Here is a 20304-nt window from a genome sequence, read left to right as displayed (position 1 = left end):
GAAGGTATTGAAATATGGCAAAGATTGGTGTTTTTGTGGGAACCGTATTCGGCGGCGCGGAAGAGGTGGCTGAGGAAGTCACACGTTTTCTGGTTGGCAGTGGGCATCAGGCCGAACTGTTTCTGGAATCCTCATTGGAGGAATTTCTGGCTTATCAGCAGGACATCGCGCTGGTGATCACCTCAACCACAGGTCAGGGAGAAATTCCGGACAACTTGCTGCCGTTGTTTCTGGCGCTGAATGATACCTTTCCGATGCTACCTCAGCTGCGTTACGGAGTGGTAGCGATGGGCGACTCCAGCTACGGCGAAGATCGTTTCTGCGGTGCCGGGCGGCAGTTTGATACGTTGTTGCAGGAGCTGCAGGCACGCCCCATGGTTGAGCGGTTGGATGTAGATGCCAGTGTTAATTTTGATGCGCTGGAAGTGGTCATGCCCTGGCTGAAAAGCTGGGCCAAGCAGGCTGATGCGGCCTGAGCCGAATGATCCATCATCAGCCGCAGAAACCGGGCGGGTTACCGCACCTGAATAAAAGGTTCCGGTAAATGCGGGTGTTTGAAGCGCGATTTCTCTGAGATAGCCGCCTGTATGCTGAGGGCCGATACGGGGATTCACGCTAAACAGAGATACACCGGGCAGCACAAAATGTGCTGCCCGGTTTTTTTATGGCAAGAAAGGGCGAAGCGGTTATTTCAGTTTTTCCAGATCGGCTTCAATTTCAGCGATTTTGTGGCTGACCACCTGCTCCAGGTGGCGCAGGTCGCCCAGGATCTTCTTCTTAATATCGATCTCAGTGTGCTTTTTGTTGGTGATACGATCCAGCTCATCAATGATGAACGTCAGCGTGCGGTTGATCTCGGTAATTTCTTTGTATTCCCGGTTACCGCTGTTGACCACCACCGATTTACGTTGGCGCGGGAACTTAAATTTCACACTTTTGGCAAAAAGCTCACCTTTCTGCTTGGTGAAATAGATCTTCAGGATATCGTTGGCCGCTTCCTGACGCAGGCTGTAACGTTCGATTGTTTCAGGGTGTTCGATGCCGATGGCAGAGAGGTTTGGGTACATATACGCCTCATGTTAACTACAAGTTTAAAAACAGGGGGGCAGCTACTGGTTATTGTTTTTCCAGACGGGCAATCAGTGCGTCTTTCAGGCGCGTTTGCTCATCTGGGGTTAACTGCTCACCGTCCTGGTTTGTGACAATGAAAAAGTCTTCCGCGCGTTCACCTATGGTGGTGATTTTGGCCGCCTGCAGGCTGATCCCCTGACGGGCAAATTCGGAGCCGACCCGGGCCAGCAGTCCCGGCATGTCGAGGGCTACCAGTTCCATCAAGGTTTTCTTACCGGATTTGGTCGGCAGGAAATCAACCTGGGTCTTGACCGTAAAGTGGCGCAGCTTGTGCGGTGGCCGTTTGCGTTTACGCTCTGACTTCATGTGGGTCAGGGCGTTGATTAGCGACCGTCGCACTGCATTCTGGCGCACATCGCTCAGGGCCTCGCCGTTGTGGTCCAGTACCATAAAGGTATCCAACGCATAGCCGTCTTTGCTGGTCATGATCTGGGCATCGTGGACGCTGAGGTTTTTCTTATCGAGCTCGGCAACCACAATGGCAAACAGTTTGGCTTTGTCCTGGCAGTAGACGAACACTTCCGTGCCGCCACGGGTGGCTTTTTTGCTGACCAGAATCAGCGGCTTGTCCTGCTCTTCATGGGTCAGAATGGCTTCTGCGTGCCAGGCAATCTGCTTGTGGGTATGGCGCAGGAAATAATCGGCCTTGAAACGCTGCCACAGTACATCAATATCCCGCTGTGGGAATCCCTGACTGCGTAACAGGGCTGAGGCCATTTGTTGGTTGTGGCGGATGCGCTCGCGCATATCTGGCGGGTTTTCCAGCCCGCGCCGCAGGGCTTTCTGGGTGGAGTAGTACAGCTCGGCCAGCAGGGTTCGCTTCCAGCTGTTCCACAGCTCCTGGTTGGTGGCACAGATATCGGCTACGGTCAGGCAGATCAGGTTATCCAGCCGCTCTTCGTCGCGGACTTCTTTGGCAAACGCGGTGATCACTTCCGGATCATAAATATCCCGGCGCTGGGCGGTGACCGACATCAGCAGGTGCTGATTGACCAGCCATTTCACCAGATTGGCCTCCGGTTTGGACAGGCCGTGCAACAGGCAGAAATCGTAAGCATCTTCACCGCCTAGCTCGGAGTGATCACCGCCTCGTCCCTTGGCGATATCGTGGAAGATGGCCGCGAGCAGCAACAGCTCTTTTTTCGTCACTCGCGGATAAACCTCACAACAGATCGGATGCTGCTGGCGGTTTTCCGGGTTGCTGAACTTATACAGATTCTTCAGCAGCCGAATGGTGTGTTCATCCACGGTGTAGACGTGGAACAGGTCAAACTGCATCTGACCGACGATCTGGCTCCATTGCGGCAGATAGGTCGACAGCACGCCGTGCCGATGCATCAGCGGAAAAGCGCGATGCAGGCAGTTGGTCTGGCGGATCAGCTCCATGAATTTTTCCCGCGCCTCGGGAATATCGACCAGGAAGCGGTTGAGCCGCCGCCGCGCGGTGCGCAGCTGGCGCAGGGTCGGGGCGGCAATGCCTTCGATCTGCGAGTTGCGGGCAATGTGCAGGAACATATCCAGAATGGTTTCCGGCCGGGCCTGGAACAGCGCCGGTTTGGTTGCCTCAATGAGCGGCCCCCGTAGCTGGAAGTCATCATCCAGGATAATTGGCTCCGGCGCCGCTCCTTTGTTCAGGATGGCCTGATCAAACAATTGCAGCAGCATCTTGTTGAGTTCAGCCACCCGGCGCAGGGTGCGGTAGAAATCTTTCATCATCATTTCAACCGGCCGGTTACCCTCACCCTGGTAGCCGAGCAATTCAGCTACGGAAGCCTGATGGCCGAAGGTCAGCCGGTTGTCATAGCGGCGCAGCTCGACATGGAGCGCGAAGCGGATACGCCACAGGGCGTCCTGGCATTCGACCAGCTCGCGGTATTCGGCATCGGTCAGAAAGCCAAAACGGCTCATTTCCAGCAGGCTGGTGGCCCCGAAGTGGCGGCGTGCGACCCAGCTCAGGGTGTGAATATCGCGCAGGCCGCCCGGGCTGGATTTAATATCCGGCTCCAGGTTGTACGTGGTGTCGTGATACCGGGCATGCCGGGTACGTTGCTCTTCCAATTTGGCCTGATAAAACGGTTTGCTGGGCCAGAAATGCCCGTCGTTCAGGCGCTCTTCCAGATGCTGATAAGTGTCATGGTTACCACACAGCCAGCGTGATTCGAACAGGTTGGTAGCAACGGTCAGATCCTCGCGGCCAAACGAAATACATTCGTCGACAGTGCGCACGCTGTGGCCGACATCCAGCTTCAAATCCCACAATAAGGTGAGGAACGTACTGATGGTGTTGCCGGTGGCTTCATCAACCGGTTCTTCGCTCAGCAGCAGGATGTCGACGTCGGAGAGCGGGTGCAGTTCGCCGCGGCCATAGCCGCCAACCGCGATCAGGGCCAGGGTCGGGTGCTGATGCAGGTTAAAATGGTGCCAGAGCGATTCCAGCAGATTGTCGATATAGCGAGAGCGGGCTTCCACCAGAGCCGTCACCGGGACTCGGTCGATAAACTGGCTTTTCTGGTGAGCAGTAAACTGTTCCAGCGCCTGACGCAGGCGATCCGGGGTTTGCGTGTTGTCTTCTGGCAGTACGGAAGAGATTGGATCTGTCATTGCTGTCCGTGCAAAGTTGGAAGTCTTATCCATAACCCTATCATGACCGTGAGCAAACGCCCAGCCTGCTTTCTCACGGGATTGAGCATCAACACGGCGAAGATTCAGGCATAAAAAAAGCCGACGCAATGGTCGGCTTCAATTGGCTTAGGCGTTGTGCATCAGGCGAGGAATCGATTCTTCCTCGCGCAGGGTCAACACTTCGCAGCCGGTTTCGGTAACCAGCAGGGTGTGTTCCCACTGAGCCGACTTTTTACCGTCTACGGTGTAAACCGTCCAGCCGTCTTCGTCATCAACCAGGCAACCGAATTTACCGGCGTTGATCATTGGCTCGATGGTAAAGCACATACCGGCTTTCAGCACGGTACGGTCGTTGTTCTTGTAGTGAACAACCTGCGGCTCTTCATGGAACTCGTTACCGATGCCGTGGCCACAGAAATCTTTAACGATAGAGAAACGGCTGTTGCCGTTCTTCACGAATTTTTGGATAGCCGTACCGATTTCACCCAGCTTGGTACCCGGCTTCACTTTTTTCATGGCCAGGTACAGGCTTTCTTGCGCCACGCGGCACAGACGTTTGTCTTCCAGAGACACTTCGCCCACTTCGAACATCTTCGATGTGTCGCCGTGGTAGCCGTCTTTGATTACTGTGATATCGATATTGATAATATCGCCGTCTTTCAGTACCGCCGGTTTGTTGAACTTGTCGCTGACCGGCTCATCGTTTTCAGCCGGAATACCGTGACAAATCACGTGGTTGATAGAGGTACAGATAGACTTAGGGAAACCATGGTAGTTCAGAGGCGCAGGAATCGCACCTTGCTCTTTGGTGATGTACTCATGGCAGATACGGTCCAGCTCTGCGGTGGTCACACCTGGCTTGACATAAGGCTCGATCATTTCCAGCACTTCTGCCGCCAAACGGCCAGCAACGCGCATTTTTTCAATTTCTTCAGCCGTTTTGATCTTGATGCTCATTCGCTCTTCTCTGCAATGAAAATTTGCTCTCCCCTACATGGTAACAGTGAGGGCGCTGGATGGAAACCCGATTCACGGTTGTACCGCGGTCACGGCAATATTTAAACTGGATTTTAGTGGCGAAATTATGGTATAAAGCGCGCCGTAATTGGGTAATGTCATCTCGATGTTGTTGCTCACATTACACAAACACTTTTATTAATTACTCACACATATCGGCACGTCTTCCGGGGTGCCCAGCGACTTTTCGCGAAGTTGTAACGCACAGGCGTTAATCTGGGTCGGTAAGATGGGGTATGTGGACGCCTAACCCCATAGAGGAATATTCAATGGCAACTGTATCAATGCGCGACATGCTGAAGGCTGGTGTTCACTTCGGTCACCAAACTCGTTACTGGAACCCTAAGATGAAGCCATTCATCTTCGGTGCTCGTAACAAGGTGCACATCATCAACCTAGAAAAAACTGTACCAATGTTCAACGAAGCTCTGGCTGAAATCACTAAGATTGCTGGCCGTAAGGGTAAAGTTCTGTTTGTTGGTACTAAGCGCGCAGCCAGCGAATCAATCAAAGAAGCTGCAATCAGCTGTGACCAGTACTACGTAAACAACCGTTGGTTGGGTGGTATGCTGACTAACTGGAAAACAGTTCGTCAGTCAATCAAGCGTCTGAAAGATCTGGAAACTCAGTCTACTGACGGTACTTTCGACAAGCTGACCAAGAAAGAAGCGCTGATGCGTACTCGTGAAATGGAAAAGCTTGAGAAGTCTCTGGGCGGTATCAAGAACATGGGTGGTCTGCCTGACGCTCTGTTCGTAATCGGCGCTGATCACGAGCACATTGCAATCAAAGAAGCAAACAACCTGGGTATCCCAGTATTTGCAGTTGTAGATACTAACTCAAGCCCAGACGGTGTTGACTTCGTTATCCCAGGTAACGACGACGCAATCCGTTCTATCCAGCTTTACACTAACGCTGTAGCTGCTTCTGTAACTGAAGGTCGTAACCAAGACATCGTTGCACAAGCTGAGCAAGACGGTTTCGTAGAAGCTGAATAATAGCCGGCTCCTTTGAGCATCTTAAGTTACCTTGTGTAAACTAAGAATGGTTACCAGGGGCCGATCATGGCCCCTGATTTTTACACCAAGTATTCAAAACTGAGGATATAACAATGGCAACAGTTACAGCTGCCCTAGTTAAAGAACTGCGTGAGCGTACTGGCGCAGGCATGATGGAATGTAAAAAAGCGCTTGTTGAAGCGAACGCTGACATCGAGCTGGCGATCGAAAACATGCGTAAGAGCGGTGCTGCTAAAGCTGCTAAAAAAGCAGGTAACGTAGCCGCTGAAGGCGCAATCATCATCAAAGAAGGTGAAGGTGTAGCTGCACTTGTGGAAGTTAACTGCCAAACTGACTTCGTAGCGAAGGATGGTAACTTCCTGGCATTTGCAAACGAAGTAGCTGAAGCTGCTGTTGCAAACAAATCTGACGTTGCTGCTCTGCAAGCTGACTTCGAAGAGAAGCGTGTTGCTCTGGTTGCTAAAATCGGTGAAAACATCTCTATCCGTCGCGTAGAGTACATCCAAGGTGAAAGCATTGCTTCTTACCGTCACGGCGACCGCATCGGTGTTGTTGTTGCAGGTAACGGCGACGCTGAAACTCTGAAGCACATCGCAATGCACGTTGCTGCATCTCGTCCAGAATACGTAAACCCAGAAGACGTACCAGCTGACGTAGTTGCTAAAGAGCGCGAAGTTCAAGTTGAAATCGCGATCAACGAAGGCAAGCCTAAAGAAATCGCTGAGAAGATGGTTGAAGGCCGCATGAAGAAGTTCACTGGCGAAGTGTCTCTGACTGGCCAGCCATTCATCATGGAACCTAAGAAATCTGTTGGTGAAATCCTGAAAGAGAAAGGCGCAACTGTTTCTACTTTCGTCCGCCTGGAAGTGGGTGAAGGTATCGAGAAACAAGAAGGCCTGAGCTTTGCTGAAGAAGTAGCACTGGCGCAGAAAGGTTAATCTTTCGCGAATTGCTTAAAAAGAAGACCGTGGCCAAGGCTGCGGTCTTTTTACAACTCCATATCTCTATTTTGTAAGCCTGGAAGGTATCACTAATGACCACGAATCCTAAACCGACTTATCAACGAATTTTGCTTAAGCTGAGCGGTGAAGCACTGCAGGGCGAAGAAGGTTTTGGTATTGACGCACAAGTTCTTGACCGTATGGCTCAGGAAATTAAAGAACTGATTGAGCTGGGTGTGCAAGTTGGCCTGGTTATTGGCGGCGGTAACTTGTTCCGCGGTGCTGGCCTTGCAGAAGCAGGTATGAACCGAGTTGTAGGCGACCACATGGGCATGCTGGCAACAGTCATGAACGGCCTGGCAATGCGTGATGCGCTGCATCGTGCCTATGTGAACGCCAAAGTGATGTCAGCAATTCCTCTGAACGGTGTCTGTGACAATTACAACTGGGCTGATGCGATCAGCCAGCTGCGTCAAGGCCGTGTCGTGATTTTCTCTGCAGGTACGGGTAACCCATTCTTCACCACCGACTCTGCAGCGTGTCTGCGCGGTATTGAAATCGAAGCTGATGTTGTACTGAAAGCAACAAAAGTTGATGGCGTGTTCACAGATGATCCAGTTAAAAACCCAGATGCAGTGCTTTGTGATAAGCTTAGCTATCAAGATGTTCTTGAGAAAGAACTAAAAGTGATGGATCTGGCTGCATTTACCCTGGCTCGTGATCACGGCATGCCAATTCGTGTTTTCAACATGAACAAGCCTGGTGCTCTTCGCCGTGTGGTGATGGGCGAGCAGGAAGGCACGCTGATCAACAACCTGTAAGTTTCAATGGCAAGGTTGCGGCCTTGCCCTGTGGGAGCCAGACTCCCTCGTCAACCGAATTATTAAGGGTTTAAATCGTGATTGATGCAATTAAACAAGACGCTAAAGAGCGTATGGGCAAAAGCGTTGAAGCGCTTAAAAACCAACTGGCAAAAGTACGTACTGGCCGTGCCCACCCAAGTCTGCTGGACGGTATCCAGGTTGAGTACTACGGCTCAAACACGCCGCTGCGTCAGGTTGCGAACGTAATCGCTGAAGACTCACGTACGCTGGCAATTACTGTGTTTGACAAAGAGCTGACTCAGAAAGTTGAAAAAGCCATCATGATGTCTGACCTGGGTCTGAACCCAATGTCAGCAGGTACAGTTATTCGCGTTCCACTGCCACCGCTGACAGAAGAACGTCGCCGTGACCTGGTGAAAATCGTACGTGCTGAAGCAGAACAAGGCCGTGTTGCAATCCGTAACATCCGTCGTGACGCTAACGCAGACGTTAAAGGACTGCTGAAAGACAAAGAAATTTCAGAAGATGATGATCGTCGTGCACAAGACGACATTCAGAAGCTGACTGACGCAGCAGTGAAAGAAATCGATCTGATCCTGGAAACGAAAGAAAAAGAGCTGATGGAAGTTTAAGGCGCTCGCCTTTCCATTTGCTTGAAACTGATCTGAGCGCTGTGCGGGCAGCACAGCGCTTTTTTTTGAGGGAGATGTATGGCAGATCATACAATCGATACTGCACTTTGTGCTGAGAGCTTGCCAAAGCACGTCGCTATCATCATGGATGGTAACGGGCGGTGGGCAAAGGCCAAAGGAAAGCCTCGAGTGTTCGGCCACAAAGCTGGCGTGGAAGCCGTACGTAAGACTGTCTCGACTGCCAAACGCCTCGGCATCCAGGTGGTGACCCTGTTTGCGTTCAGTAGTGAAAACTGGCGACGTCCTGAAGACGAAGTCTCACTGCTGATGGAGCTTTTCATGACGGTGTTGGGCCGTGAAGTGAAGCGGCTGCACAAGAACAATATCCGCCTGCGTATTATTGGTGATACCTCTCGTTTCAGCCCTCGTTTACAGCGCAAGATTGCCGAAGCCGAAGTGCTGACCGAAGGCAATACCGGCATGATTCTGAATGTTGCTGCCAACTACGGAGGGCAGTGGGACATCATGCAGGCGACTCAGCGTTTATTACACAAGATGGCTGAGCAGGGACTGACAGCGTCCGATATTACGGAAGATATGCTGGCGAGCGAATTATCGACTGCCGGGCAGCCGGATGTTGACCTGTTGATCCGCACCAGTGGTGAGTGCCGGGTCAGTAACTTTATGTTATGGCAAACCGCTTACGCAGAAATGTATTTTTCTGAGCAGCATTGGCCGGACTTCGATGAAGCCAGTTTTGCAGATGCTGTTGCGTGGTTTGTAAACCGTGAGCGTCGCTTTGGCTGTACAGGTGAACAGATCCAGGCATTACTGGAACGTTAAATATTACAACGCAATAATTTGGAAGTATTTTTAGGCATCTGGTTAATGGTCATCAGACCCTGGATGCCTTTTTGCTGGTTACCAGGTATGGGAACCACGCGGCCAACAAACACAACTCAGGCCGACCGAATTACAAAAAGAATTGAGAGGACGCAGTTTGCTGAAGCAACGTATTATTACCGCCCTAATCCTCGCCCCTCTGGTAATCGCAGGAATCTTTCTTCTGCCTTTTCCTGCCTTTATAGCTGCGCTGGCAGTGATCACCTTGCTGGGGTTTTGGGAGTGGACACAATTTCTGGACACAAAATCTAAGTGGATGGCTATGTTGGTGCCGGTTGCGGCACTGGGGGGAACATTGGCCGCCATGCCGACAGAGCCGGCAGCCTTGGCTGCATTGGCATCATCGCATCAGTACATGCTGCTGGCTGGTGGTTTGTGGTGGTTGAGCGCATCAGCGTTAACGATCAGCTATCCGCGTAGTACAAAATTGTGGTCGACTTCCCCTTCTTTAAAATATCTGTTTGGCCTTTTGACCCTGCTCCCGTTTTTCTGGAGCGTTTTGATGCTTCGTGCGGTCCAGTACACAGACAATCCTTACCACGGTGCTAAGCTGGTGCTGCTGGTGTGTGTCTTGGTCTGGGCGGCGGATACCGGCGCGTATTTTTCCGGCAAACGCTTTGGTAAGCATAAGATGGCCCCGGCAGTCAGCCCGAATAAAACCATTGAAGGCCTGATTGGCGGTGCCTTGCTGGCGGTACTGGTAACCTGGGGCGGCGCGTTTGTGCTGGATATCCCGTTTGTCAGTGTTGGCAGCCTGCTGCTGATTGCTGTCGTGACTGTGATTGCCTCCGTGATGGGGGATTTGGTCGAAAGTATGTTTAAGCGCGTTTCCGGAATCAAAGACAGTGGCAATATCCTGCCTGGCCACGGTGGTATTCTGGACCGTATTGATAGCCTGACGGCTGCCCTTCCTGTATTCGCCCTGCTATACCTGTGGCTGGTGTAAAATAGCAGGTCCTTTCCGGCCGGTATCAGTAAGCGATATCTTGCTTGTTGCCGGCCGGAATGCCATGCTCCACTGGCCCGATGAAATTTGAACTGCTGTAAAGTGAGACTATGCGTAAGTTAACAATTCTTGGTGCAACCGGCTCAATTGGTAGCAGCACCCTGGCGGTTGCTGCTCAGAACCCTGATCTGTTTGACGTTGTGGCCCTGGCGGCCGGAACGAATACAGAGAAAATGTTTGAGCTTTGTCTGCAATGGCGACCGAAGTATGCCGCTATGGCTTGCGAAACGGCTGCACAAGAGCTGTCGGCACGATTAAAGCAGCATCAGATTACCACTGACGTGCTGGCCGGTGAGGCCGGTCTGTGTCAGGTGGCGGCGCTGGATGAAGTGGATACGGTGATGGCCGCGATTGTCGGTGCTGCCGGTCTGCTGCCGACCATGGCCGGGGTAAAAGCCGGTAAGCGAATTTTGCTGGCGAACAAAGAAGCGCTGGTCATGTCCGGCCAGATGTTTATTGATGCCTGCCGGGAGTATGGTGCGGAGTTATTGCCAGTCGACAGCGAGCACAATGCCATTTTCCAGAGCCTACCAGCTGAGGTACAGCGGGCAATGGGCTACTGCGATCTTGATGCCGCCGGGGTCAGTAAAATTTTGCTTACTGGGTCAGGCGGGCCGTTCCGTTACACCGACGTCAAAGATCTGGCTGCTGTAACACCGGAAATGGCAATCGCGCACCCGAACTGGTCCATGGGGCCAAAGATTTCTGTTGATTCTGCCACCATGATGAACAAAGGGCTGGAATACATTGAAGCCCGCTGGCTGTTCAATGCTCGGCGCGATCAGATGGATGTCATCATCCATCCGCAATCGGTGATTCACTCTATGGTGCAGTATAAAGACGGTTCCGTGCTGGCGCAGATGGGATTGCCGGATATGAAAACCCCGATTGCCTGTGCCATGTCCTATCCTGAAAGGGTAGATGCCGGAGTGGCACCCCTTGATTTCAGCCAGGTGGGCGAATTTACGTTCCTGAAACCGGATTTTGCCCGCTATCCGTGCCTCAAGCTGGCGATGGATGCCTGCTATACCGGTCAGGCTGCCACCACCACACTGAACGCCGCCAATGAAGAGGCGGTTGCCGCGTTCCTGGCGACACAGATCGGGTTTACTGATATAGCCCGTATCAACCGTCAGGTACTTGAACAAGCCGCCTTGCGCGAGCCAACTGACTTGGAAAGCGTGATTGAGCTAGATAGAATGGCTCGAGGCTTAGCGCAGGAAATCATTCGTAAGGTATCGTTATGATGGGAGTTTTGTGGAGTCTTGGAGCTTTTTTACTGGCTCTCGGGATACTGATTGCGGTTCATGAATTTGGTCACTTCTGGGTAGCGCGACGTTGCGGTGTTTACGTTGAGCGCTTCTCCATCGGCTTTGGCCGCCCGTTGTGGCGTAAGGTCGGTAAAGACGGCACCGAATATACCCTGGCGATGATTCCGCTGGGTGGGTACGTCAAAATGCTGGATGAGCGGGTCGAGGATGTTCCGGCAGACCGTCGCCATCAGGCATTTAATAATAAAAATTTGTGGCAGCGCAGCGCCATTGTCGCCGCTGGGCCACTGGCTAACTTTCTGTTTGCCGTGGTGGCTTACTGGGTCGTTTACCTGATTGGGGTACCGGCGGTACGCCCGGTGATTGGTGAAGTTGCGCCTCAGTCTATTGCGGCAAATGCCGGAATTACGAGCGGAATGGAACTTAAAACCATTTCGGGAATCAAAACCGCAGATTGGGAATCGGTTAATATGGCCATGATTTCCCATATCGGTGATAAAGAGATGGTGCTGACCGTCACCGCACCAGATGCCGACTACGAAGTTGAAAAGCGTCTGGATTTGCGTGGCTGGTCGTTTGATCCGGAAACCGAACGGGTACTGACGACACTTGGTATCACGCCTTATTCACCGAAAATAACCTTAACCATCTCACAACTTGTTGAAGATGGCGCAGCAATCGCGGCAGGTTTACGGTTAAATGACGAAATTATCGCGATTGATGGTCAGCCTGTTACGCAGTGGCAAGAAGTTGTGCAGGCGGTTCGCTCACACCCTGCTCAGGCCATGCAGCTTGATGTTAAACGTGACGGTGACGCTGTTACCCTGACGCTGGTGCCAGGCTCAAAGCAGGCCGACAACGGCGACATGATTGGTTATGCTGGCTTTGCCCCGAAAATTGAGCCTTGGCCAGAGTCGTACCGCATCAACCTGCAGTATGGACCGGTTGAAGCTGTCGGCAAAGCAGCAGAGAAAACCTGGCAGCTGGTTACCCTGACATTTGATATGGTAACTAAGCTGGTGACCGGGGATGTGGCAATTAAAAACCTCAGTGGCCCGATTTCGATCGCCAAAGGGGCGGGGATGACAGCGGACTACGGTCTGGTGTATTTCCTTGGCTTTCTGGCGCTGATCAGTGTCAACCTGGGGATAGTTAACCTGTTACCGCTACCGGTACTGGACGGAGGCCATCTGATGTTCTTCGCCATCGAAGCGGTAACCCGTCGTCCTGTTTCTGAACGAGTTCAGGATATAGGCTACAGAGTGGGATCAGCCATTTTGGTTGCGTTAATGGCGGTTGCGCTATTCAATGATTTTACCCGCCTTTAATAAGTGCGTTTAGCAAGGAATAATCAGAACACTAATGGCGATGAAAAAACTGTTGGTCGCATCGCTGCTGCTCGGAAGCAGCGTTGCGCAGAGTGCGGAACAATTTGTAGTAGAAGATATCCGCTTTGAAGGCCTTCAACGTGTCACGCTGGGTGCGGCGTTGCTGAAAATGCCCGTTCGGGTTGGCGACAATATTGATGACCGGGATGTATCAGAGATTATTCAGTCTTTGTTCGCGTCCGGTAACTTTGAAGATATTAAGGTATTCCGTGACGGCAATGCCCTATTGATTCAGGTACAGGAACGGCCGACCATTGCCAGCATCACGTTTTCTGGCAACAAGGCGATCAAAGAAGAGCAACTGCGCGAGAACCTGGACGCTTCACGCATCCGGGTAGGCGAGTCGTTGGATCGTACAACCCTGAGCAAGATCGAAAAAGGGCTGGAAGATTTCTACTACAGCGTCGGTAAGTACAACGCCTCGGTGAAGGCCGTTGTCACTCCGCTGCCACGTAACCGTGCAGACCTGAAATTCGTCTTTACCGAAGGGGTATCGGCGGAAATTCAGCAAATTAACTTTATCGGCAACGAAGTGTTCTCCGATGAAGAGCTGCTCGACAAGTTTAACCTGCAGGCCGAAGTGTCTTGGTGGAACTTCCTGGCGGACAAAAAGTACCAGAAACAGGTACTGGCCGGAGACCTGGAAACCCTGCGTTCCCTGTACCTCAATAACGGTTACCTGAAATACCGTCTGGATGCGACTCAGGTGGCGATCTCACCGGATAAGAAAGGGGTTTATATCACCCTGAAAATCGATGAAGGTGAGCAGTACAGCGTTAAGGATGTCCAGCTGCGCGGTGAGCTGTTGGGTAAACGTGGTGAGCTGGAGTCGCTGATCAACATTACCGGTGGTGATATCTACAACGGTGCTCAGGTTACAGCGCTGGAAGAGGCGTTGAAACGTAAACTGGGCGAGTTGGGCTATGCGTATCCGCAGGTTAACACCCTCCCTGATTTTGACGACGACAACAAACAGGTGTCGCTGATCATCAACGTTGAGCCGGGCAAACGAATCTACGTGCGGAATATTGCCTTCTCTGGCAATACCTCCACTAAAGATGAAGTACTGCGTCGCGAAATGCGTCAGATGGAAGGCAGTTGGTTGAACTCTCGCATGGTTGAACGCGGTAAAGAGCGTTTGAGCCGGACCGGTTTCTTTGAAACCGTGGATGTTCAGACCGTGCGTGTGCCGGGTACCGATGATCAGGTGGATGTCAAATACACCGTGAAAGAAGCCAATGCCGGTAACGTAAACTTCGGTATCGGTTACGGTACAGAATCTGGCATCAGCTTCCAGGCGGGTATCCAGCAGGACAACTTCCTGGGAACCGGTAACCGTTTCGGTATCAATGCAATGATGAACGACTACCAGAAGAACATCAGCATGGAATACCGTGACCCTTACTTTACCCTGGATGGTATCAGCCTGGGTGGTAAGGTGTACTACAACGAGTTTGAAGCGTCAGACGCGAACATCTCGGATTATACCAACCAGAGCTATGGTGCAAGCCTGACCTGGGGTTTCCCGTATGATGAACTCAACTTCTTCGAGTTTGGCCTGGGCTACGATCACAACAAGATCTCCAATACCCAGGAATACTACCAGATCGAGAAGTTCAAGCTGATCCACGGCTTCAACGTGGGTGATAACGTAATTGAACTGGATGATTTCAACTGGTCGGTGTCGTGGACCCGTAACAACCTGAACCGGGGTTACTTCCCGACGGCCGGTAACCATCAGCGTGCTTCGTTCCGGATGACGATTCCGGGGTCAGACGCCCAGTTCTTCAAAGCTCAGTATGATGTTCGTCAGTACTTCCCGCTGACGCAGGATCATGATTACAGTTTGTTGCTGCGTGGTCGCTTAGGTTATGGTAATGGCTATGGTACAACAGACAACGGTAGTGACCAGTTGCTGCCATTCTATGAGAACTACTATGCCGGTGGTTTCTCAACGCTGCGTGGCTTCCGTTCAAACACGGTAGGTCCGAAAGCGGTTTACCTGAACTACTCTGGCGGTAACAACCCTGAACTGATTGGTTCAGATGATGCTGCCGGTGGTAACGCCGTGGCGCTGGCCAGTATGGAACTGATTGTGCCGACGCCGTTTGCGTCGGATGAGGTACGTAACCAAATTCGTACCAGCTTCTTTATCGATGCTGGTTCGGTCTGGGACACGGAGTATGATTTGGATGACAGCGATGGCAAGTACATCCAGGATTACTCTGATCCGTCTCTGATTCGTGCGTCATATGGTGCCGCGTTACAGTGGATGTCACCAATGGGACCACTCGTTTTCTCAGTCGCTCGTCCGATTAAGAAATACGAAGGGGATGATGAAGAATTCTTTACCTTCACCATTGGCCGAACATTCTAAAATTTATGAGGAGATACCTTTTGAAACAGTGGATTAAAGCGGCAGGTCTGAGCCTGGTCATTCTGTCTTCATCAATGTACGCCCAGGCTGCTCAAGCGGCACAGAAAGTGGGTTATGTCGCAACGGGCCAGGCGATGGCTCAGTTGGCGAAGCGCTACAATGTGCCAGAGAAGCTGCGCAATGAGTTCAAAGATCGTATCGACGAGCTGCGTGGTATCGAAAACCGCATGAAGACGAAAGTCGACAAAATGAAGCGTGACGGTGAGCTAATGAGCGCAGCGGATCGTACTAAGCTGCAACGTGAAATGGCTTCGCTGGAATCAGACTACAAACTGAAAGCGAAAGCCCTGGCGGAAGACCAACGTCGCCGCGGTTCAGAAGAAGAGCAGAAACTGGTACAGAAAATCCGTCAGGCCATCCAGGACGTTGCTAAGCGTGAAGGGTATGACTTGGTGGTAGATGCAAACGCAGTACTGTATGCAAATCCGAAAGATGATCTGTCATCGAAAGTGATTTCTGCCGTTAAGTAAGGCTTGTGCCAAATCGGCAATAAAAGTCTGAACATAAGTCGAAAGGATGGGGATTACTTTGGTAAACTTCAGACTTTCGACTTGTTTTATATTGGAGTATTGCCAGTTTCACTGGTCTTACCAAATATCATGCTAGTCTGGCGATAGCCGGCAGTATGAAAGGGGATCGGTCTTGGCCGTACTGACAGAAGATAAAGATAACGATAGGTTAAGAATGGCTGCATTTACTCTTGCTGAATTAGCAGACAAACTGGGCGCAGAGCTTCGAGGGGAAGGTTCTGTTGAAGTACATTCGATTGCCAGCATGAGCAAGGCGGGCGAAGGACAAATTACGTTCCTTTCTGATAGCAAATACCGCAAGTTGCTTGCTGACTGCAATGCGTCTGCAGTAATGCTACGAGAAGGGGATGTAGAGCACTTTCAGGGCAATGCTCTGATTGTGAAAGACCCATATCTTAGCTACGCCCTGGTGGCTCAGTTGCTGGATTCAACGCCAGCCGCTGCTACCGACATTGCGACTTCGGCTTATGTGGACCCGACGGCGGTCTTGGGCAAAAATGTGGCCATCGGCCATCACGCGGTGATTGAAGCCGGAGCCCAGATTGGCGATAACGTCCAAATCGGTGCCGGTTGTTTCATCGGCAAAAATGCCCGCATTGGTGCCGGCACTAAGCTGTGGGCGAATGTGACCATTTACCATGAAGTGGTACTGGGCGAGCAGTGCCTGGTGCAATCGAGCACCGTGATCGGGGCTGATGGTTTCGGCTATGCCAACGACAAAGGCGAGTGGGTGAAAATCCCGCAAGTGGGTACAGTGCGTATCGGTAACCGTGTGGAAATTGGTGCCTGTACAACCATTGACCGCGGCGCACTGGATGACACCATCATCGAAGACAATGTGATCATCGATAACCAGATGCAGATCGCCCACAATGTGCAGATCGGATATGGTACGGCCATGGCTGGTGGTACTATTGTCGCGGGCAGCACCAAAATTGGTAAATACTGTATCATTGGCGGTGCGTCTGTGCTCAACGGCCACATTGAAATTGCCGATGGCGTGACCATTACCGGTATGGGAATGGTGATGCGCAGTATTGAAGAGAAAGGCATGTTCTCTTCCGGCATCCCGCTGCAGCCAAACAAAGAGTGGCGTAAAACAGCGGCACGTGTCATGAAAATTGACGAGATGAATAAACGTCTTAAGTCAGTTGAAAAGAAATTGGCGGAAAAAGGCGAATAACGCCTGAGCCGTCATATATGATTTAAATGGCCTGCATGCGATATGCAGGCCAGTTTGCGTTTCAACTGAACGCCATTTTAAATTTTTATCAGACAGGAATTCAGTTTTGACTAGCGAAAATAAAACGCTGAATATCACCGAGATTCAAGAGCTACTTCCACACCGTTACCCGTTTCTGATGATTGATCGCGTAACTGATTACGAAGAAGGCAAAACACTGACCGCCATTAAAAATGTGTCGGTGAATGAGCCACAGTTTACCGGCCACTTTCCGAAACTGCCGGTATTCCCGGGTGTGATGATTCTGGAAGCTATGGCTCAGGCAACCGGCCTGCTGGCATTTAAGACCTTTGGCGCTCCTGCAGAAAACGAACTGTATTACTTTGCGAGCATCGATAATGCCAAGTTCCGTAAGCCGGTTGGCCCTGGTGATCAAATGATCATTGAAGTGGAATTCCTGAAAGAGCGTCGAGGTATTGCTATGTTTAACGGTGTAGCGAAAGTTGACGGCGAAGTCGTATGTTCAGCTGAACTGAAGTGTGCAAGACGAGAGTTTTAATGATCCACGAAACAGCACAAATCCACCCGTCTGCGGTCATTGAAGAAGGCGTTAAAATCGGCGCCAATGTTACTGTCGGTCCGTTCACTTACATCGCAAAAGATGTGGAGATTGGCGACGGTAATGAAATCATGTCGCATGTGGTCATCAAAGGGCCTACCAAGATCGGTAACGATAACCGTATCTTCCCGTACGCCATCATTGGTGAAGAGTGCCAGGACAAGAAGTACAACGGTGAGCCAACGCGCTTGGAAATCGGTGACCGTAATGTGATCCGCGAAAGCGTGCAGATCCACCGTGGTACGGTTCAGGACAAAGGCGTTACGATTGTCGGCAACGACAACCTGCTGTGTGTGAATGCCCATATTGCCCATGACGTTGTGGTCGGTAACCATACCCACATCGGAAATAACTCCATTCTGGGCGGCCATGTCACGGTTGGCGACCACGCCGGTGTGATGGCATTGTCTGCGATTCACCCGTTCTGTACTGTGGGTGCTTACAGCTACGTGGGTGGTTGTTCGGCCGTTGTGCAGGACGTGCCACCTTATGTGCTGGCGCAGGGTAACCATGCCACACCGTTTGGACTGAACCTGGTCGGTCTGCAGCGTAATGGGTTCGAAAAGCCGGAGCTGCATGCTCTGCGTCGTGCCTACAAAGAAATTTACCGCTCAGGTAAAACGCTGGCAGAAGTGAAGCCGGTTCTGGAAGAAATGGCAAAAGACTGGCCGTCAGTCGGCTTGTTCCTGGACATGTTGAATAACACAACACGCGGTATCATTCGCTGATGACGAAGCCACTTCGAATAGGAATTGTCGCCGGAGAAATCTCCGGCGATATTTTAGGTGCCGGTTTTATGAAAGCGGTCAGGGAGCAATACCCTGATGCGGAGTTTGTCGGTATTGCCGGTCCCCGTATGCAGGCCGAAGGCTGTGACACCCTGTTTGATATGGAAGAACTGGCCGTCATGGGGATTGTTGAAGTCCTGGGCCGACTGCCGCGCCTGTTCAAAATCAAGGCCGAGCTGGTTAAGTTCTTCACCGATAATCCTCCTGACGTGTTCGTCGGCATTGATGCTCCGGACTTCAACCTGCGCCTTGAGCGCGATTTGAAACTGGCCGGCATTAAGACCGTACACTACGTCAGCCCGTCGGTCTGGGCGTGGCGCCAAAAGCGGATCTTCAAGATTGAAGCTGCCACGAATCTGGTGCTGGCTTTCCTGCCGTTTGAAAAAGCGTTCTACGATAAATTCAATGTCCCGTGCGAGTTTATCGGCCATACCATGGCCGATGCCATTCCGCTCGAAACCGATAAGGTCACGGCTCAGCATCTGCTGGAGCTGGACAGCAACAAACGCTGGCTGGCAGTGTTGCCGGGCAGCCGCGGCGGTGAAATGGAGCTGTTGGCAGCGCCGTTCATAGAAACCTGTCGGTTGCTGAAACAAACACATCCTGAGCTGGGGTTTGTGGTTGCGCTGGTGAACCAGAAGCGCCGTGAGCAGTTCGAAAAAGCGTGGCAGGAAACGGCTCCTGAGCTGGATTTTGTCCTGGTCGACGATACTGCCCGTAACGTGATGATCGCCTCTGATGCCGTGCTGCTGGCATCCGGCACCGTAGCGCTCGAATGTATGCTGGTGAAGCGGCCGATGGTAGTCGGTTACAAAGTGAAACCGCTGACCGCCTGGCTGGCCAAACGCATGCTGAAAACCAAATATGTGTCGCTGCCTAATATTCTGGCGGATCGGGAGTTGGTACCGGAGTTGTTGCAGGATGACTGCACCCCGGAGAAACTGGCGGCGGAAGTTAACCGTTTTCTGGAGGCTGATAATCAGGCTCTGATGGAAGAATTTACCCGACTGCACCAGCTGATTCGTTGTAATGCCGACGACAAAGCGGCGGCAGCGGTACTGAAATTGCTGGAGAGCCAATAGGCGACCGGCTGAAAAGATCGAAAAGTAAAATGGCAACAGAATTTGAACCTTTTGAGTACCCGGCCGCGACACGTATCGCCGGGGTGGATGAAGTTGGCCGTGGCCCGTTGGTCGGCGCCGTGGTGACCGCCGCCGTGATTCTGGATCCCGCCAATCCCATTGCGGGATTAACGGATTCCAAAAAACTGTCGGAGAAAAAGCGCAATCTGCTGTTCGATGAGATCAAAGAAAAAGCGCTGGCTTGGTCACTGGGTCGCTGCGAGCCGGAAGAAATTGATCAGCTGAATATCCTGCAGGCGACCATGGTGGCGATGCAGCGTGCCGTAGCTGGTCTGGCCGTGCAGCCTGACTTTGTGCTGGTGGATGGCAACAAGGTACCGCAACTGCCGATGCCGGCTCAGGCCGTGGTCAAAGGTGACCTGCGAGTGGCTGAAATCAGTGCCGCTTCTATTCTGGCCAAAGTGACCCGTGACCGGGAAATGGAAGTGCTGGATGCCGAGTATCCGCAGTATGGCTTTGCCAAACACAAGGGCTATCCAACCAAGGCACACTTTGAAGCGCTCGCCGAGCACGGGGCGATTGAGCAGCACCGCAAGAGCTTCAAACCGGTCAAACGTGCATTGGGGCTGGACTAGCACCTCATTGGCCTTAGCTGCCTTCAGGGTTACTGAAGGCGGTAAGGCTTTACCCGTGTTTAGGCGTCTACTGTGTTGCCGTTGCTGCCGCGTTTAAGTTCTTGCTGTGTTTAAGTTCCAGCTACGCTTTAGTTTCCGCAGGGTTTATGTTACCGCCCCGTTTAAGTGGTGGTGTTTTATGCAGGTGGCCAAGCACTAACGGCGTTGTCAACAGTGATGCGGTGAGTGCTTTGGGCTATAATCATCACTTTGTTTTACAATCCTCAATTGCTGGTT

At 51.9% G+C, this 20304-nt stretch carries 19 protein-coding genes; 16 read left to right on the top strand and 3 right to left on the bottom strand.

What is annotated here, in order from left to right:
- Positions 1-14 precede the first annotated feature (14 nt).
- Positions 15-476 (top strand): flavodoxin, encoded by a 462-nt coding sequence (locus C9I92_RS23810; RefSeq protein ID WP_047883184.1) that lies wholly within the window; start codon positions 15-17, stop codon positions 474-476.
- Between the two features lie 210 nt (positions 477-686).
- Here the strand turns inward: C9I92_RS23810 and C9I92_RS23805 are convergent, their stop codons facing one another.
- From C9I92_RS23805 to map, 3 genes are all read right to left on the bottom strand, one after another.
- Positions 687-1067, bottom strand: a complete 381-nt coding sequence (locus C9I92_RS23805) for a DUF3461 family protein (protein WP_047883183.1) — start codon at positions 1065-1067, stop codon at positions 687-689.
- Between the two features lie 49 nt (positions 1068-1116).
- Complete coding sequence (gene glnD / locus C9I92_RS23800; protein WP_047883223.1) at positions 1117-3732, bottom strand: bifunctional uridylyltransferase/uridylyl-removing protein GlnD; 2616 nt, start codon at positions 3730-3732, stop codon at positions 1117-1119.
- 147 nt (positions 3733-3879) lie between these two features.
- Entirely contained in the window at positions 3880-4710 is an 831-nt protein-coding gene (gene map / locus C9I92_RS23795; RefSeq protein WP_047883182.1) for a type I methionyl aminopeptidase, read from the bottom strand.
- A 329-nt stretch (positions 4711-5039) separates the two neighbouring features.
- Here map and rpsB point away from each other — a divergent pair, with 329 nt between their 5' ends.
- From rpsB to rnhB, 15 genes are all read left to right on the top strand, one after another.
- Entirely contained in the window at positions 5040-5768 is a 729-nt protein-coding gene (gene rpsB / locus C9I92_RS23790; protein WP_047883181.1) for a 30S ribosomal protein S2, read from the top strand.
- A gap of 113 nt (positions 5769-5881) precedes the next feature.
- Positions 5882-6727 carry a translation elongation factor Ts gene (gene tsf, locus C9I92_RS23785; protein WP_047883180.1) on the top strand — a complete coding sequence of 282 codons (846 nt, stop codon included), beginning with the start codon at positions 5882-5884 and terminating at the stop codon, positions 6725-6727.
- Positions 6728-6822: 95 nt separating this feature from the next.
- Positions 6823-7551, top strand: a complete 729-nt coding sequence (gene pyrH, locus C9I92_RS23780) for a UMP kinase (RefSeq protein ID WP_047883179.1) — start codon at positions 6823-6825, stop codon at positions 7549-7551.
- Positions 7552-7628: 77 nt separating this feature from the next.
- The gene (gene frr, locus C9I92_RS23775) at positions 7629-8186 is read left to right on the top strand and encodes a ribosome recycling factor (RefSeq protein ID WP_047883178.1); all 558 of its coding nucleotides are present in this window, start codon (positions 7629-7631) and stop codon (positions 8184-8186) included.
- A gap of 78 nt (positions 8187-8264) precedes the next feature.
- On the top strand, positions 8265-9029 hold the full coding sequence (uppS, locus tag C9I92_RS23770) for an undecaprenyl pyrophosphate synthase (protein ID WP_047883177.1): 765 nt from the start codon (positions 8265-8267) through the stop codon (positions 9027-9029).
- Between the two features lie 160 nt (positions 9030-9189).
- The gene (locus C9I92_RS23765) at positions 9190-10035 is read left to right on the top strand and encodes a phosphatidate cytidylyltransferase (protein ID WP_047883222.1); all 846 of its coding nucleotides are present in this window, start codon (positions 9190-9192) and stop codon (positions 10033-10035) included.
- A gap of 110 nt (positions 10036-10145) precedes the next feature.
- Positions 10146-11342, top strand: a complete 1197-nt coding sequence (gene ispC / locus C9I92_RS23760; RefSeq protein ID WP_047883176.1) for a 1-deoxy-D-xylulose-5-phosphate reductoisomerase — start codon at positions 10146-10148, stop codon at positions 11340-11342.
- Positions 11339-12694 (top strand): sigma E protease regulator RseP, encoded by a 1356-nt coding sequence (rseP, locus tag C9I92_RS23755; RefSeq protein WP_047883175.1) that lies wholly within the window; start codon positions 11339-11341, stop codon positions 12692-12694. Before ispC ends, rseP begins: the two co-directional genes overlap by 4 nt.
- A gap of 34 nt (positions 12695-12728) precedes the next feature.
- Positions 12729-15131, top strand: a complete 2403-nt coding sequence (bamA, locus tag C9I92_RS23750) for an outer membrane protein assembly factor BamA (protein ID WP_047883174.1) — start codon at positions 12729-12731, stop codon at positions 15129-15131.
- 20 nt (positions 15132-15151) lie between these two features.
- The gene (locus C9I92_RS23745) at positions 15152-15661 is read left to right on the top strand and encodes an OmpH family outer membrane protein (protein ID WP_047883173.1); all 510 of its coding nucleotides are present in this window, start codon (positions 15152-15154) and stop codon (positions 15659-15661) included.
- A gap of 214 nt (positions 15662-15875) precedes the next feature.
- Positions 15876-16904: a UDP-3-O-(3-hydroxymyristoyl)glucosamine N-acyltransferase gene (lpxD, locus tag C9I92_RS23740; RefSeq protein ID WP_047883172.1), complete on the top strand. Its 1029-nt coding sequence runs from the start codon at positions 15876-15878 to the stop codon at positions 16902-16904.
- Between the two features lie 106 nt (positions 16905-17010).
- Positions 17011-17463 carry a 3-hydroxyacyl-ACP dehydratase FabZ gene (gene fabZ / locus C9I92_RS23735; protein ID WP_047883171.1) on the top strand — a complete coding sequence of 151 codons (453 nt, stop codon included), beginning with the start codon at positions 17011-17013 and terminating at the stop codon, positions 17461-17463.
- Positions 17463-18251 (top strand): acyl-ACP--UDP-N-acetylglucosamine O-acyltransferase, encoded by a 789-nt coding sequence (gene lpxA / locus C9I92_RS23730; RefSeq protein WP_047883170.1) that lies wholly within the window; start codon positions 17463-17465, stop codon positions 18249-18251. The genes fabZ and lpxA overlap by 1 nt, the downstream gene beginning before the upstream one ends.
- Complete coding sequence (gene lpxB / locus C9I92_RS23725) at positions 18251-19393, top strand: lipid-A-disaccharide synthase (protein ID WP_047883169.1); 1143 nt, start codon at positions 18251-18253, stop codon at positions 19391-19393. The genes lpxA and lpxB overlap by 1 nt, the downstream gene beginning before the upstream one ends.
- A gap of 29 nt (positions 19394-19422) precedes the next feature.
- A complete protein-coding gene (gene rnhB / locus C9I92_RS23720; RefSeq protein WP_047883168.1) occupies positions 19423-20028 on the top strand; it encodes a ribonuclease HII in 606 nt (201 codons plus the stop codon).
- Positions 20029-20304 lie beyond the last annotated feature (276 nt).

The sequence above is a fragment of the Photobacterium ganghwense genome, from assembly GCF_003025595.1.
Classification (GTDB): Bacteria; Pseudomonadota; Gammaproteobacteria; order Enterobacterales; family Vibrionaceae; genus Photobacterium; species Photobacterium ganghwense.
The sequence above is the reverse complement of the archived record's forward strand: the minus strand, read 5'-3'. Positions and strand labels throughout refer to the sequence as shown.